Source organism: Peptoniphilus harei (assembly GCF_900454685.1).
Classification (GTDB): domain Bacteria; phylum Bacillota; class Clostridia; order Tissierellales; family Peptoniphilaceae; genus Peptoniphilus_A; species Peptoniphilus_A harei.
This window is the reverse complement of the sequence record NZ_UATM01000032.1, coordinates 1015812-1029525: the sequence shown is the minus strand read 5'-3', so window position 1 is coordinate 1029525 and position 13714 is coordinate 1015812. Positions and strand designations below refer to the sequence as shown.

General features: G+C 35.7%; 16 protein-coding genes. All 16 read right to left on the bottom strand.

The window, feature by feature from the left end; translation table 11 throughout:
• Nucleotides 1-43: 43 nt before the first annotated feature.
• The 16 genes from DRZ96_RS06325 to alaS all read right to left on the bottom strand — a co-directional run bounded on the left by DRZ96_RS06325 (nucleotide 44) and on the right by alaS (nucleotide 13671).
• A complete protein-coding gene (locus DRZ96_RS06325) occupies nucleotides 44-544 on the bottom strand; it encodes a DUF4342 domain-containing protein (RefSeq protein WP_070702584.1) in 501 nt (166 codons plus the stop codon).
• A gap of 46 nt (nucleotides 545-590) precedes the next feature.
• Complete coding sequence (locus DRZ96_RS06320; RefSeq protein ID WP_112890010.1) at nucleotides 591-1688, bottom strand: DUF3048 domain-containing protein; 1098 nt, start codon at nucleotides 1686-1688, stop codon at nucleotides 591-593.
• Between the two features lie 379 nt (nucleotides 1689-2067).
• Nucleotides 2068-2718, bottom strand: coding sequence for a potassium channel family protein (locus DRZ96_RS06315; protein WP_070702580.1), 651 nt, complete (start codon nucleotides 2716-2718; stop codon nucleotides 2068-2070).
• A 3-nt stretch (nucleotides 2719-2721) separates the two neighbouring features.
• Nucleotides 2722-4050, bottom strand: coding sequence for a TrkH family potassium uptake protein (locus DRZ96_RS06310; RefSeq protein WP_112890009.1), 1329 nt, complete (start codon nucleotides 4048-4050; stop codon nucleotides 2722-2724).
• A gap of 68 nt (nucleotides 4051-4118) precedes the next feature.
• Entirely contained in the window at nucleotides 4119-4469 is a 351-nt protein-coding gene (rplT, locus tag DRZ96_RS06305; RefSeq protein ID WP_070702576.1) for a 50S ribosomal protein L20, read from the bottom strand.
• 12 nt (nucleotides 4470-4481) lie between these two features.
• Nucleotides 4482-4673, bottom strand: a complete 192-nt coding sequence (rpmI, locus tag DRZ96_RS06300) for a 50S ribosomal protein L35 (RefSeq protein ID WP_070702574.1) — start codon at nucleotides 4671-4673, stop codon at nucleotides 4482-4484.
• 11 nt (nucleotides 4674-4684) lie between these two features.
• Nucleotides 4685-5305 (bottom strand): translation initiation factor IF-3, encoded by a 621-nt coding sequence (infC, locus tag DRZ96_RS06295; RefSeq protein ID WP_236587174.1) that lies wholly within the window; start codon nucleotides 5303-5305, stop codon nucleotides 4685-4687.
• A gap of 72 nt (nucleotides 5306-5377) precedes the next feature.
• Nucleotides 5378-5995: a uridine kinase gene (gene udk / locus DRZ96_RS06290; protein WP_112890008.1), complete on the bottom strand. Its 618-nt coding sequence runs from the start codon at nucleotides 5993-5995 to the stop codon at nucleotides 5378-5380.
• Nucleotides 5985-7214, bottom strand: a complete 1230-nt coding sequence (locus DRZ96_RS06285; protein WP_112890007.1) for a peptidase U32 family protein — start codon at nucleotides 7212-7214, stop codon at nucleotides 5985-5987. Before DRZ96_RS06285 ends, udk begins: the two co-directional genes overlap by 11 nt.
• Complete coding sequence (locus DRZ96_RS06280) at nucleotides 7201-7857, bottom strand: O-methyltransferase (protein WP_112890006.1); 657 nt, start codon at nucleotides 7855-7857, stop codon at nucleotides 7201-7203. Before DRZ96_RS06280 ends, DRZ96_RS06285 begins: the two co-directional genes overlap by 14 nt.
• 42 nt (nucleotides 7858-7899) lie before the next feature.
• Nucleotides 7900-9561 carry a ribonuclease J gene (locus DRZ96_RS06275; protein WP_112890005.1) on the bottom strand — a complete coding sequence of 554 codons (1662 nt, stop codon included), beginning with the start codon at nucleotides 9559-9561 and terminating at the stop codon, nucleotides 7900-7902.
• Nucleotides 9561-10019 (bottom strand): Fur family transcriptional regulator, encoded by a 459-nt coding sequence (locus tag DRZ96_RS06270; RefSeq protein ID WP_112890004.1) that lies wholly within the window; start codon nucleotides 10017-10019, stop codon nucleotides 9561-9563. The genes DRZ96_RS06275 and DRZ96_RS06270 overlap by 1 nt, the downstream gene beginning before the upstream one ends.
• Complete coding sequence (locus DRZ96_RS06265; RefSeq protein ID WP_070702563.1) at nucleotides 10020-10265, bottom strand: DUF1292 domain-containing protein; 246 nt, start codon at nucleotides 10263-10265, stop codon at nucleotides 10020-10022.
• An 8-nt stretch (nucleotides 10266-10273) separates the two neighbouring features.
• Nucleotides 10274-10690 carry a Holliday junction resolvase RuvX gene (gene ruvX / locus DRZ96_RS06260; RefSeq protein WP_112890003.1) on the bottom strand — a complete coding sequence of 139 codons (417 nt, stop codon included), beginning with the start codon at nucleotides 10688-10690 and terminating at the stop codon, nucleotides 10274-10276.
• Nucleotides 10691-10755: 65 nt separating this feature from the next.
• Nucleotides 10756-11010, bottom strand: a complete 255-nt coding sequence (locus DRZ96_RS06255) for an IreB family regulatory phosphoprotein (RefSeq protein WP_070702559.1) — start codon at nucleotides 11008-11010, stop codon at nucleotides 10756-10758.
• Nucleotides 11011-11058: 48 nt separating this feature from the next.
• A complete protein-coding gene (gene alaS / locus DRZ96_RS06250; RefSeq protein ID WP_112890002.1) occupies nucleotides 11059-13671 on the bottom strand; it encodes an alanine--tRNA ligase in 2613 nt (870 codons plus the stop codon).
• Nucleotides 13672-13714: the final 43 nt, after the last annotated feature.

The following is a 13714-nucleotide window of genomic DNA, read 5'->3' as shown; positions in this document are numbered from 1 at the left end:
CTTAAAGAAAAAAGCCCCGAGGGGCTCTTAACTTTAATAAATTTTATAAAAATTTGCTCTTATCTTTTAGGTATTCTTTGACGTCGATAACTTCTCCATTGTCCATGATGATCTTGAAGGAGTAGTCATAAACATAGGCTGCAGAAAGTCCAAGTAGGGATGCTGGTAAAGCTAGAAGCATACCAATTGCAGAAGTTGTAAGTGAAAGTGATAGGACAGTTTCACCCTTATTTTCCACCAATAGTCTGCTGGCATTTCCCTTTCTCCAGATTTCCTTTATGGCTTCAAGAATTTCGTCAAGATAGTTGATAACATCATCAACATATTCCCTTCCAGTTTTTCTTTCACCCTTAGGGTCAGATTCTTTTTCTTCCTCATTTTCATAAACCTTTGATGGGTCAATGTTTACATCGTACTTGCCTTCTCTAATATAAGAGATTGCTACATCAACGTCTCCGTCGCTGTCTAAAAGTGCCTTTCTCACAATGTCGTAAGACGCGCCAGTTATATTTATTACATAGTCGATTTTTGTCATATTAATCATAAAATCACCTCTATGTCTTTCTTACCCAAAATAAGATTTTTTAATTTTATTTTTGATTTTCAGGATTCGCTGGGGTTTGGTTTTCTGTATTATTTCCTTCCCCTTCTTGACCTTCTTGTCCTTCAGTTTCTGGAACTTGGTAGACTGCATCCTTTTCTTCATCAACTATGGAGAAGAAAGTTCTGCCTGGGCAGAATTTTACTTCAGTTTCGTCAGGATATTTTAAGATTGTCCTTGCATCTTCATTTTCCTTTTCCCAAGTTATTGGGGCAAGTTTTCCCTTTTGAAGAAGAAGTCCTGTGCCTGTGCCAATATTTGCCATTTTTAAAGTTCCCTTAGGTCCAGCAACTACTCCCTTTTGGAAGAGGACTACAAGGTTATCTGTAGAAAATTCTTGGCCTGTTGCCTCGTCAATAACTGGTTGTCCTTGACGAATGTATTTGTATTTTCCTGTAGCTTCATCATAGATAAAGTTTGTCTTGTAGTTTTTGTTAAAGTTTAGTGTTATTTCCCCCACATCAAGACCTTGGATATTTGCTTCCTTGTCGTAAAAGTTTAGGGATGCAGTGTTGTCATTTACGTCAACTCCCTTTTCCACTAGGTAATTTTCAAGTTCTGGAAGGGAAATATAACCATTGTGGGGTGCACGCTTGCCAACGTCCTTGTTTCTGTGGAAGACAATCCCTTCAAGTGCAATCCCATCAAGGTCAACAACATTCCTACTTCTTACTTCAGCAAGTCCTGCTTCTGATCCACCCCAGTGGGCATAAATTGCATTGTATTCCTTGGCAGTTTGGACAAAGTAAGGTCTTGCAGAGCGAACTGGTCCCACATTTTCTGGGAAGTTGCTTTGGAAGAGGGCCATGTATCTTGTAAACTCACCCTCAACCCTGTACTCATAGATTATGTCGGCCTTGGAAATTTGTGCTTGAGGCCTTGCATCGTCGTGGTTATCAAGCATAACTGCAAATATTTTTTTATTTTTTTGTTCCTCGTTATCTCTCTCTTCATGAGTTAGTGGTGTGTAATAAACTATTTTTTCTGGTTCTTTTACTTCTGGAGTCTTATTTTCTGTTGTCTTGCCACAGGCAACTAAAGTTGTAGCTGCTAGGCCCACAAGTAAAAGTTTTTTTAATTTTTTCATAAGATTACCTCTTTCATTTCTTTTATGTATTAATTTAATTGTAGTTTATAAATGTAGATATGTAAATAAGAGGATTTTATAAATTTTTATTGGTTAATAGCTTTTTCGTGATAAAATTAAATAAGGCGGTGGTTTTATGTTTTATCTTACAATAGTTCCCCTTTATTTTATTTGCTTGGCAGGATATTTTTTAACTGAGTACACAAAAATTATTAAGAATGAAAAAATAAGAAAGAGAGTCAACATTACTTGTCACGTCATAGCTTGGCTAATACTTTTCTTTTATTTCGTAATAAGAAAATTTATATAAAAATTTGCAAAAAAAATAAGGACTAGGTCTCAAAGGCCTTAGTCCTTATTTTTTGTTTTTTCATAATTTTTAGTTTTCTTCTATAAAATTTTTGATGTCCTTGTCTGAACCTAAAACTGTCAAAGTGTCATCTTCCTTAATCTTAAAATCAGAGCCTGGATTTACAAAGTTTTCACCATTCCTCTTTACCATCAAGATGTTAAAGTTGTAGTCTTCTCTAAGTCCAAGTTCAGTCAAATCTTTTCCACTCATTTTTACAGGTGCATTGAAATCATAAAAACTGTATCCCTTGGATATTTCATCGGAGTCAAGCAAGTTGTTGTTGGATAAATTATTCGCAACTCTATAACCCATATCTCTTTCTGGAAAAATAATTTTATCTGCTCCACATTTTAACAAAATTTTTCCAAACCTATAGGATGTTGCCTTGGCGATAACTTTTCCAATCCCCGCTTCCTTAGACGCAAGGACTGCCATAATTGCTGGTTCAAGGCTTTCACCAATGGCGACTATTGCCACGTCATAATTGTTTAAAGCTAATTCTCCTACTGCCTTTTCATCTTCAAGGTCACATACAATTGCCTCTGTTACATTGTCGTTAATTAAATCAATTTTTTCATGGTCTGAATCTACGACCACAACGTCATTTTTCAAATCATATAATCTAGTGGCCACAGTGGAACCAAATCTACCACAGCCAAATACAATAAATGTCTTCATTTTTTACCCCACTATAATTTTCCCATATGAATATCTTGTGTGCTTCTTATTTTTCCTATTTAAAAGACCTATTCCAAGAGTAGCTGCCCCAACCCTTCCAAGATACATTAAAACAATTATAATCAACTTTGAAAGAGAACTTAAGTTGGCAGTTAATCCTCTACTAACTCCTACTGTACCAATGGCTGATACAATTTCATATAAAATATCTAGATACAAAAATTTTCCACCTTCGATTATTGTTATACAAAGGGAAGAAAAAATTACCAAGGCAGATCCCAGTGAAAAAATGCAAAGACTCTTTAAGAGGGCGTCACGTGGAATTGTCTTGTGGAAAATTTCTGTTTCGTCATTTCCCCTTAAAACAGATAGGGTTGAAAATAACAAGACACCAAAAGTTGTTGTCTTGATACCACCACCAGTTGATGCCGGTGATGCACCAATGAACATTAACATAATTGTAACTATAACCGAACCTTTTTGCATCTTGCCAATGTCTATGGAGTTAAAACCAGCTGTCCTTGCTGAAGATGACATAAAGAAGGATGCCAAAATTTTCCCCTTTAGGGTCAAGCCTTCCATAGATGCACTCTTGTGTTCCAAGATAAAGTAGGCTATGGTTCCCAGTAAGAGCAATATTCCTGTAATTGAAATAACAACCTTGGAGTGTAGGCTCAAGTTCCTAAATCTCCTCTTCTTATAGATATCAATATAAACTGTAAAGCCTAGTCCACCAAAAATTATTAGAAAGGCAATAACAAGGTTTACCGTTATGTTGTCTACATAGTCCACAAGGGAGTTGCCAAGAATATCAAAACCTGCGTTACAAAAGGCTGAGATGGAATGGAAAAGGGAAAATAAAATTCCCTTTTGAAGGCCAAAGTCTGGTATAAATCTTGTGGCAAGTAAGACTGCCCCAATAAGTTCCACACTTAAAGAAAACTTGATGATGTATATAACAAGCCTTATAATTCCCTTGCTTGTGTCAGCATTAGTCTGTTCCTTTATAATTCTTCTTTCATTGATCCCAATTTTTTTATTAAAGGCAAGAGCAATTAGGGACAGGAAGACCATTGTTCCCAGCCCACCAATTTGTATCAAAGTTATAATTATAAGTTTGCCAAAGACTGTCCATTGAGTGGCAGTGTTGGCCACAATAAGTCCCGTTACACAAGAAGCTGATGTTGATGTGAAGAGGGCATTTAAAAATCCAATGGACTTTCCATCAGCTGATGCTTGTGGAAGGTTTAATAAGATTGCCCCAAATAGTATCAAGCCAAAGAAGGAAAGGCAAACCATAAGTGGTGAATTCTTTTTTAATTTTCTAATCATAATTTCCTCTTTAAATAAATTTATTCAAACTTATTATACAAAAAAAGCTCCCAAAAGGGAGCAATTATTTATTGTTCTTTTGCAATTTCAACTAGTTTTGCAAAAGCAGCTGGATCATTGATTGCCATTTCAGAAAGCATCTTTCTGTTAATAGTGATGTTTGCTTTCTTAAGGCCGCTAATGAATTTTGAATAGCTCATGCCATTAATTCTTGCAGCTGCATTAATTCTTGTAATCCAAAGTTTTCTAAAATCTCTTTTTCTTTGTTTTCTACCAATGTAAGCATAGTTAAGAGATTTCATAACAGCTTGGTTAGCAGTTCTAAATAATTTTGATTTAGCACCAAAATATCCCTTGGATTGCTTTAGTATATTCTTATGTCTTTTTTTAGCGTTAACGCCTCTTTTTACTCTAGCCATTTTTACCTCCTATTAAGGGATCATGTGATCAATTCTTCTTTGATCACCTTTAGAAACCGTACTGCTCTTTCTTAATTTTCTTATTCTCTTAGCAGATTTTTTACCTGTTAAATGTCCTTTAAAAGCGTAAAATCTCTTAAGCTTTCCAGAACCAGTTCTCTTAAACCTCTTTGCGGAAGCTCTGTGAGTTTTCATCTTTGCCATAAAAATCCTCCTTAATTATCAGACTTGTCGCTGTCTTTTCTTTCTGAAAGGAACATAACTAAACTTCTTCCTTCCATTTTAGGTTTTTTGTCCACAACTCCATACTCAGAAATTAAATCATAGAACTTGTCGAGAACTTCTCTTCCAAGATCAGTATGACCCATCTCTCTACCTCTAAATCTAACTGAAACCTTAACTCTATCACCGTTTTTTAAGAAATCAATAGCTCTATTGGCTTTAGTATTCAAGTCATGATCTTCAATGTTTGGACTAAATCTAAGTTCCTTAACATTGATTACCTTTTGCTTTTTTCTAGCTTCTTTTTCTTTTTTCTCTTGCTCGTATCTGTATTTACCATAGTCCATTATACGGCACACTGGTGGTTTTGCATTTGGAGCAACTTTTACTAGGTCCAGTTTTTTAGATATAGCCATGTCGATGGCTTGATTCTTGGACACAACACCAAGTTGATTGCCCTCATCATCTACTAATCTGACTTCCTTTTCTCTTATCTCTTCATTGATTTGAAGTTCTTTAATTTCTAAGCACCTCCGTAAATTAAAAAAGCAGGCACCTAAAAAGATGCCCGCAAATTCATCGTAATTTTCAAATAACCTAAATGACTGTGCCATTAGGTGAGAAGCGGACTTCTTCTTTAATAACAAAAACAATGATAGCACAGATGTCTGTCATTGTCAAACATTTTATACCAAAGATTTTATTTTTTGGTACAAAATATCAATGGCAACTTCATTTTCGCCGCCTTCTGGGATGATTAAGTCCGCATACCTCTTTGAAGGCTCAACAAATTGAAGATGTGATGGTCTAACTGTTGCAAGATACTGTTCAATAACTGAGTCAAGGGACCTTCCCCTCTCAAGCATGTCCCTCTTGATCCTTCTTATTATCCTAACATCAGCATCAGTGTCCACAAAAACTTTTATGTCCATGATGTCAATTAAGTTAATCTCGTTAAAAATTAAAATTCCTTCGAGAATAATAATTGGCTTTGGCTCAACAACTTCCTTTTCCTTACTCCTGTTGTGGAGGGCGAAGTTATAAATTGGTTTCTCAATAGACTTCCCTTCCTTTAACATTTGTAGGTGTTGAAATAAGAGGTCGTTGTCAAAGGCAAGAGGATGGTCATAGTTTGTCTTGACCCTCTCTTCAAAATCCAAATTAGACTGGTCCTTGTAGTAGGAGTCTTGTTCAATTACTGACACATTTTCTCTTCCAATTAGTTCAATTAGTTTCTTGGTAACAGTACTCTTGCCGCTACCACTTCCACCACATATTCCAATAATGCAGGCCTTATTCTTCATTTTCTCTCCTTAAAATAAATCCCTTTTTAATAGGTTCTTCGATTTTAATTTTAAAAATTTGTTTTGCCTTGTTTGCAACATCAATTTCCCTATCCTTATCATCTAACATCTTTTCTATCTTGTAGTCAAAGTGCTTGATACCAGGTCCAAAGATTTCAATTTCTTCTCCAACAAAGACCCTATTTCTCTGTTCAATAGTTGCAATCTTTGTTTCCTCATCATAGTCTAGGACAATTCCCACGAAGTCGTAACCTCTGATATAAGAGTTGTCCTCATAAACTTGTGAGTCTTCGTTTGCTTGTCCATAGAAGAAACCTGTTGTGAAGTCCCTGTGACTTACTTTTTTAATTTCTTCTAATAGGGATGGGTCATACTTATAATTTTCTGGATCAGCATAGTAGGCATCGATTGCCATCCTGTAAGACCTAATTACTGTTGCAAGATAGTATTCACTTTTTACACGACCTTCGATTTTAAGACTGGCAATACCAGCTTCAATCATTTCGTCTATATGTTCAATCATACAAAGGTCTTTGGAGTTCATGATAAAAGTTCCCTCTTCGTGTTCTTCTATTGGGAAGTATTCTCCAGGTCTCTTTTCTTCAACTAGGTTGTACTTGTACCTGCAAGGTTGAGCGCAGTCACCCATGTTGGCATCTCTTCCTGTCATGTAGTTTGAAAGAAGACATCTGCCTGAGTAGGACATGCACATGGCACCGTGAGCAAAAGTTTCAACTTCTATTGTGTCGCCAACTTCTTTTATAATGTCGGCAACTTCTTTTAGGCTAAGCTCTCTTGCCATTACAACTCTTTCTGCTCCCAGTTTTTGCCAGAATTTTACAGTTTCAACATTAGTAACTGATCCTTGTGTGGAAATATGGATCGGGAAGTCTGGTGCAACTTCCTTTACCTTCATAAACATTCCTGGGTCAGCAACTATAAGGGCGTCAACTCCAATTTCATAGAGTTCCTTGATGTATTCTTCTACACCTTCCATGTCATCGTTGTGGGGAATAATATTTAGGGTAACGTGAATCTTCTTTCCCCTCTCGTGTAGATAGTCTGTTGCCCATTTAATATCTTCCATGGAAAAATTTTTGGAAGCTTTTCTAAGTCCAAAACTTTCTCCTCCAAGATAAACTGCATCGGCACCATATTCCACTGCAGTTTTTAATTTATTTATATCACCTGCTGGTGCTAAAAGTTCAATCTTCTTCATCTTTTCTCCTCACTAAAAGTATTCCGTCCCCAATGGGAATTACTGATGAGTCAAATCTCTCATCACCAGAAATATCTTTTAAAAATTTTCTAAGTCTTTTTACAATTGTTATTTTCCTTCTCTTAACTAGGGAGTCTTCTGCTATCATTCCCTTAAAGAGGACATTGTCGCAGAGAATTATTCCCCCATTATTTAAATTTTTTAGGGACTCATCAAAATATTTTTCGTACTGACCCTTAGCTGCATCTATAAATATAAAGTCGTATTTTTCTTCCAAGTCAAGAAGAAAGTCATAGGCATCACTGTGGTGAACTTTAATTATATTATCAAGTCCCACATCAGAAATATTTTTCCTTGCGATTTCTACCATTTCTTCTCTTAACTCTACGCTGTCAATTTTTTCTATGCACTTATTCCTCTTGGCAAAGGAAATAGAAGAATAGCCTATGGCAGTTCCAAGCTCAAGAATCTTCTTTGGCTTGTGGATGGCAAGGAGAAAGTTAATAAATTCTTCACTTTCCCTCTCCACTATTGGAACGTGATTTTCTTCTGCGTAATCCATCATCTCGCGAAGCTTTTCATCTTTTAATTCTTTTAAATCTCTTAAATAGTTTTCTATATAATCGTAATTTATATTTGGCATAATTCCTCTAAAAAAGGGAACCTCTAAGATTCCCTAAATATCCTAAACCTCCATAATAATTGGTAAAATCATAGGATTTCTCTTTGTGTTTTTGAAAATATATGATCTCAAGTTATCTCGTATATCAGACTTAAGTCCATTCCAATCCTTTAAGTTGTCGCGTGAATCGTCATTTAAGATTTTTCTAACAACATTTTTTGCATCTTCAATAAGGTCTTCTGATTCTCTTACGTAAACGAAGCCTCTTGAAATAATGTCAGGACCTGAAACAACCTTGCCTTCTTTTGTCAAGGAGATAACAACAATTATTAGTCCGTCTTCTGATAAGTGTCTTCTGTCTCTTAGGACGATGTTACCAACATCACCTACTCCAAGTCCGTCAACAAGGATATTTCCTGATGGAACATCTCCCACAAGTTTTGCAGACTTTTGTGAAATCTCAAGACAATTACCATTTTCCATAATGAAAATATTTCTTTCATCCATGCCCATTTGCTGTGCAATCTTTGCGTGCTTCATAAGGTGTCTTACTTCTCCGTGGGCAGGTATAAAGTATTTTGGTTTTACTAGACTTAATATTAGCTTTAACTCTTCTTGACAAGCGTGACCAGAAACGTGAATTTCTGATAAAGTTTCATAAATTACCTTTGCCCCTCTTTCAAGAAGTCTATTTATTACCTTTGTAACAGCATTTTCATTTCCTGGTATTGGAGTTGCTGAAAGTATAACTGCATCATTTGGTGTAAGTTGAATTTTTCTATGTTCTCCATAGGCAATTCTTGTAAGAGCTGACATTGGCTCTCCTTGTGAACCAGTTGTGATTAATACAATTTCACTGTCGTCATACTTGTCCATATCCTTGATGTCAACAAAGGTATCTTTTTTGACCCTAAATTGTCCAAGCTTTCTCGCTGTTTCTGTTACATTTACCATGGACCTACCAGATAAGACAACTTTTCTGCCATATTTTTCAGCAGAGTTGATAATTTGTTGAACCCTGTGAACGTTGGAAGCAAAAGTTGCAATTATAATTCTGTTGTCTGATAAACTTTGGAAAAGTCTATTAAAGGTTTCTCCAACCTTAGACTCACTCATTGTGTAGCCTTCTCTTAGGACGTTAGTAGACTCACCAATCATGGCAAGTACACCCTTTTGTCCAATTTCTGCAATCCTTGTTAGGTTAATTGGTTCTCCACTAATTGGAGTGAAATCCACCTTAAAGTCACCTGAGTGGTAAACATATCCCAATGGTGTCTTTATTGCAAGGGCACAAGCATCTGGAATAGAGTGGTTTACATTAATCCATTCTACTTCCATCTTGCCAAGTTTAACAACATCTCCAGCACTTACTACGTGGAGTTTGTCTCTTGAAAGTCTATGTTCTTTTAATTTGTTTTCTAGTAGCCCAATTGTTAGACCAGTTCCATAAATATCTAGGTCTAGCTTTCTCAGTACATATGGGATAGCACCAATATGGTCTTCGTGACCGTGAGTTAGGACAAGTCCTCTTATTTTGTGCTTATTGTTCTCTAGGTAAGTTACATCTGGTATTACAACATCAATACCAAGCATTTCGTCTTCTGGGAAAGTCATACCACAGTCTATGATGATAATATCATCTCTATATTCAACTAGTGTAAGATTCTTTCCTATTTCGTGAAGTCCTCCCAGTGGGATTATCTTCACCTTATTTGTGTTTCTCATTAATTTGCCTTCTCCTCAATTTTGTGTTGGCAGTCTTCGCAATAACCCATAAATTTTAGAGTGTGGTCAACAATTTTAAAATTCTTATCTTTCTCTATCTTTGCTTCTAGCTCATTTAAGTTGTCAATATCAACTTCTTCTACTTTGCCGCAATTTATGCAAACTAGATGGTGATGCCTATGGCCTTCATTGGGTACTCTTAGTTCATATCTTAAAATATTGTCATCAAATGCAATTTGATCTAAGACTCCAAGTTTGTGGAATAATTGCACGGTCCTATATATAGTTGCAATTCCCATTTCTGGGTCCTTCTTTGCAACTAAGTTATAAACTTCTTCTGTAGTCAAGTGTTTATCCTTATTGTCCAGAAAAATTTCATAGACCTTTGCTCTCTGTTTAGTGTATTTATATCCACTGCTCTTTAAGATCTTTTTGACAGGTTCAATGTTTCTTTCCATTTATTCACCGTCTAATTCATCTAAAAGTTCTTCATAAGCCTTGCTTGCAACTTCTAACTCGTCATCATCGATGCCAGCAAGAAGTTCGTCACCATTTTCGTCTTCAATTACCTTTAATATATAAATTTCTGGATTTTCTTCGTCTGTATAGAGTGCGACATAATCAGTGTCCTCAACAGAAAATTTTGCATCAACAAAAAATTCAACTTCTTTATCATTTTCGTCATATAATTTTATTTTTTCCATTTTATCACCTATAATTTTAATCTATCCAGATAGGATTGCAGGATATAAGTCGCTGCAATTTTATCTATATATTTTTTTCTATTCTCTCTTCGAACAGAACCCTCTATTAAAACTTGTTCGGCCATTAAAGTGGTCATTCTCTCGTCTACATACTCAATCTCTACCTTAAATTTATTTTTAAGCTTTTCTGCAAACTTGATTACTTTTTCACTTTGCGGCCCAATAGTGTTGTTCATGTTCTTTGGAAGACCTACCACTACTTTTTCTACATTGTTTTCTAAAATAATTTCATGAATTTTCTCATAGGCTATCTTATTTGATTCTCTTTTTATTGTCATAAGAGGTTGTGCTGTAAGCAAAAGGGCATCTGATATAGCTACCCCAATCCACACATCTCCTACGTCTAAGCCTAAAATTTTATTCATTTAACCACAACCTTTACAGGTACATATATAATATGTAAAAGAGATGGACAAGCCATCTCAATCTTTTAAATCTTTTCTAAATAAACTTTTAACATTTCTTGTAAAAGCTCGTCACGCTCTACTTCTTGTATCATGGATCTTGCATTATCATGGCTTGTGATATATGTTGGATCACCTGATAATATATATCCTATAATTTGGTCACTTGGGTTGTATCCCTTTTCTTCTAGAGCATTATATACTGTTTTTAAAATGCTTTTTATTCTCTCTTGTTCCAAACTACTTTTTTCAAAAATTTGTGTATTATTATTTTGACCCATAATTACCTCCAAATAGATTATACCATAAAAGTATCTATTTTGATATTTTTATAAGAGCTCATCAAGCTTGTTTAGAGCTTCTTCAACCTTATCTAAGTCCTTTGCACCAGCAGTTGCCATATCAGGTCTACCACCGCCGCCACCGCCAGCTACTTTGGCGATCTCTTTGATTAGTTTGCCTGCAGCAATTTTCTTTTCTACAAGATCCTTTGAAACTGCACATACAAAGTTTAATTTATCATCATTTACAGTTGCAAATAGAACTACAACTGAACCAAGCTTGCTCCTAACCTCATCAGCTAGGTCACGAAGAGTATTTACATCTACTCCATCGAACTTTTTAATGACATACTTGATTCCATTTTTTTCTCTAACATCCTCTATTAAGTCAGAAATTTGATCCTTAGCAAGGTCATGTTCTAGCTTTTCAATAGATTTATTTGCTTCTTTTAGGTTTTTAATATTTAATTTTATCTTTTGAATAATTTCATCCTTGTTGGATTTTAATTCACTAGCTATTTTTTCTTCTTTTTCACTTAAGTTGTTTAGGTATTCATAAACAGCTGGTCCTGTAATAGATTCAATTCTCCTAACTCCATTACTTATACCACTTTCTGATAGGATCTTAAACATTGAAATCTCAGAAGTGTTGGATACGTGAGTACCTCCACAAAGTTCACGAGAATAATCTCCCATGGATAGGACTCTTACTTGGTCTTGGTATTTGCCTTCGAATAAACCAATTGCACCCATTTCCTTAGCTTCTTCAAGACCTGTTACCTTTGTTTCAACTGGAAGTCCTTCAAAGATTTTTTCATTTACTTTTCTTTCAACTTCAGCAATTTCTTCTTTTGTCATTGCATCAAAGTGGGAAAAGTCAAATCTCATCCTATCAGGCATAACTAGGGATCCTGCTTGGTTTACATGGCTTCCTAAAACGTCTTTAAGGGCCCTGTGAAGTAAGTGAGTTACAGAGTGGTTTCTCCTAATGTTATTTCTTCTCTTAGAATCTATAATAGCCTTAACTGGAGCTTTTTCCAGTCTACCTTCTTCAATCTTTACAAGGTGAAGGTGAAGTCCATCCTTAGTTTTCTTTGTGTCAGTAACTTTTAGCTTAAAGTTGTCAGAAATAATTTGGCCAGTGTCTCCAACTTGACCACCACTTTCTCCGTAGAAAGTTGTCTTGTCAAGGACTACAAGGCCTTCTTCTCCTTCATTAAGAGAGTCAACTATTTCATCATTGGCAATTATTCTAACAATATTTGCCTGGCATTCATCTTCTTCATAACCTAGGAATTCATCACTAAGTCCTTCAAATAGATGCTTGTTGTCTTGGTTGGCCCAACCAATGTTGGAGTCGTTTCTAGCTTCTCTAGCCCTTCTCTTTTGGTCATCCATTTCCTTCTTAAAGCCATCCATATCAACGTCATAGCCGTCTTCTCTTAGGATTTCTTCTGTTAAGTCAATCGGGAAACCATAAGTGTCATATAGTTTAAAGGCTTTTTCTCCATCTAGGAGTCTTTCCTTATTTTCCTTCATTTCATCCATGTGGGCCCTTAGTCTAACAAGTCCACCATCAATTGTTTCTAAGAATTTTTCTTCTTCTCTTCTAATAATTTCCTTGATGGATTCTCTGTTTTCCTTGAGTTCTTCATATTGTTCGCCCCAAGAGTCAATTACCATGTCAGCAATTTCATATAGAAAGGCTCTTTTAATGCCTAGCTTTCTTCCATGTCTTGCAGCTCTTCTTATAAGTCTTCTAAGTACATAGCCTCTTCCCTCATTTGAAGGGACAATTGTATCAGAAATCATGAAAGTCATCGCCCTAATGTGGTCTGTTATAACCCTAAAGGAAATATCTAAGTTTTTATCCTTGCCATATTCTTCCCCAGAAACTTTTGCAATTTCTTGGATTATATCTTTTATGGCATCAATTTCAAATATATTGTCAGTTTCTTGTAGGACTGTAGCAATCCTTTCAAGTCCCATACCTGTATCAATGTTTGGATGAGCTAGAGGATTGTAGTTTCCTTCTTCGTCCTTGTCGAATTGTGTGAATACAAGGTTCCAAATTTCAATAAATCTGTCTCCTTCTCCACCAGGTCTTTCTTCTTCTGATCCGTGTTCTAGTCCTCTGTCAACGTAAATTTCTGAACATGGACCTGATGGACCAACTTCTAGCTCCCAGAAGTTATCTTCTTTACCTAGTCTTATGATTTTTTCTTCATCAATTCCCACTACATCCTTCCAAATGTTGTAGGCTTCATCGTCTTCATAATAAACTGTAACCCATAAATCTTCTTTTGGAATTTCGAGATTAACTGTCAAAAATTCCCAAGCCCATGGAATTACTTCGTGCTTAAAGTAGTCTCCAAAGGAAAAGTTACCTAACATTTCAAAAAATGTTGCGTGTCTATCAGTTAAACCTACGTTATCTATGTCGCCAGTCCTAATACATTTTTGGCAAGTAGTAACTCTCTTTGCAGGTGGAACTTCTTCGCCAGTGAAAAATTTCTTCATTGGTGCCATTCCAGCTCCAATTAAGAGAAGTGATTTATCATTCTTTGGAATTAGTGAAAAACTTGGTAGTACAAAGTGTCCCTTTGATTCAAAAAATTTTAAAAATTCAGTTCTTATATCGTGTAAACCTAAATGTTTCATATTACAACTCCTATTAAAAATCCTCCCATACCCTGGGAGGATG

Excerpts from the sequence above, each read along its gene's own strand:
- infC (WP_236587174.1), bottom strand. The coding sequence starts at position 5,305 with ATGGCACAGTCATTTAGGTTATTTGAAAATTACGATGAATTTGCGGGC.
- DRZ96_RS06285 (WP_112890007.1), bottom strand. The coding sequence starts at position 7,214 with ATGAAGAAGATTGAACTTTTAGCACCAGCAGGTGATATAAATAAATTA.
- DRZ96_RS06310 (WP_112890009.1), bottom strand. The coding sequence starts at position 4,050 with ATGATTAGAAAATTAAAAAAGAATTCACCACTTATGGTTTGCCTTTCC.
- DRZ96_RS06275 (WP_112890005.1), bottom strand. The coding sequence starts at position 9,561 with ATGAGAAACACAAATAAGGTGAAGATAATCCCACTGGGAGGACTTCAC.
- DRZ96_RS06320 (WP_112890010.1), bottom strand. The coding sequence starts at position 1,688 with ATGAAAAAATTAAAAAAACTTTTACTTGTGGGCCTAGCAGCTACAACT.
- rplT (WP_070702576.1), bottom strand. The coding sequence starts at position 4,469 with ATGGCTAGAGTAAAAAGAGGCGTTAACGCTAAAAAAAGACATAAGAAT.
- DRZ96_RS06255 (WP_070702559.1), bottom strand. The coding sequence starts at position 11,010 with ATGGGTCAAAATAATAATACACAAATTTTTGAAAAAAGTAGTTTGGAA.
- alaS (WP_112890002.1), bottom strand. The coding sequence starts at position 13,671 with ATGAAACATTTAGGTTTACACGATATAAGAACTGAATTTTTAAAATTT.
- DRZ96_RS06280 (WP_112890006.1), bottom strand. The coding sequence starts at position 7,857 with ATGCCAAATATAAATTACGATTATATAGAAAACTATTTAAGAGATTTA.
- udk (WP_112890008.1), bottom strand. The coding sequence starts at position 5,995 with ATGAAGAATAAGGCCTGCATTATTGGAATATGTGGTGGAAGTGGTAGC.
- DRZ96_RS06325 (WP_070702584.1), bottom strand. The coding sequence starts at position 544 with ATGATTAATATGACAAAAATCGACTATGTAATAAATATAACTGGCGCG.
- DRZ96_RS06315 (WP_070702580.1), bottom strand. The coding sequence starts at position 2,718 with ATGAAGACATTTATTGTATTTGGCTGTGGTAGATTTGGTTCCACTGTG.
- DRZ96_RS06265 (WP_070702563.1), bottom strand. The coding sequence starts at position 10,265 with ATGGAAAAAATAAAATTATATGACGAAAATGATAAAGAAGTTGAATTT.
- rpmI (WP_070702574.1), bottom strand. The coding sequence starts at position 4,673 with ATGGCAAAGATGAAAACTCACAGAGCTTCCGCAAAGAGGTTTAAGAGA.
- ruvX (WP_112890003.1), bottom strand. The coding sequence starts at position 10,690 with ATGAATAAAATTTTAGGCTTAGACGTAGGAGATGTGTGGATTGGGGTA.
- DRZ96_RS06270 (WP_112890004.1), bottom strand. The coding sequence starts at position 10,019 with ATGGAAAGAAACATTGAACCTGTCAAAAAGATCTTAAAGAGCAGTGGA.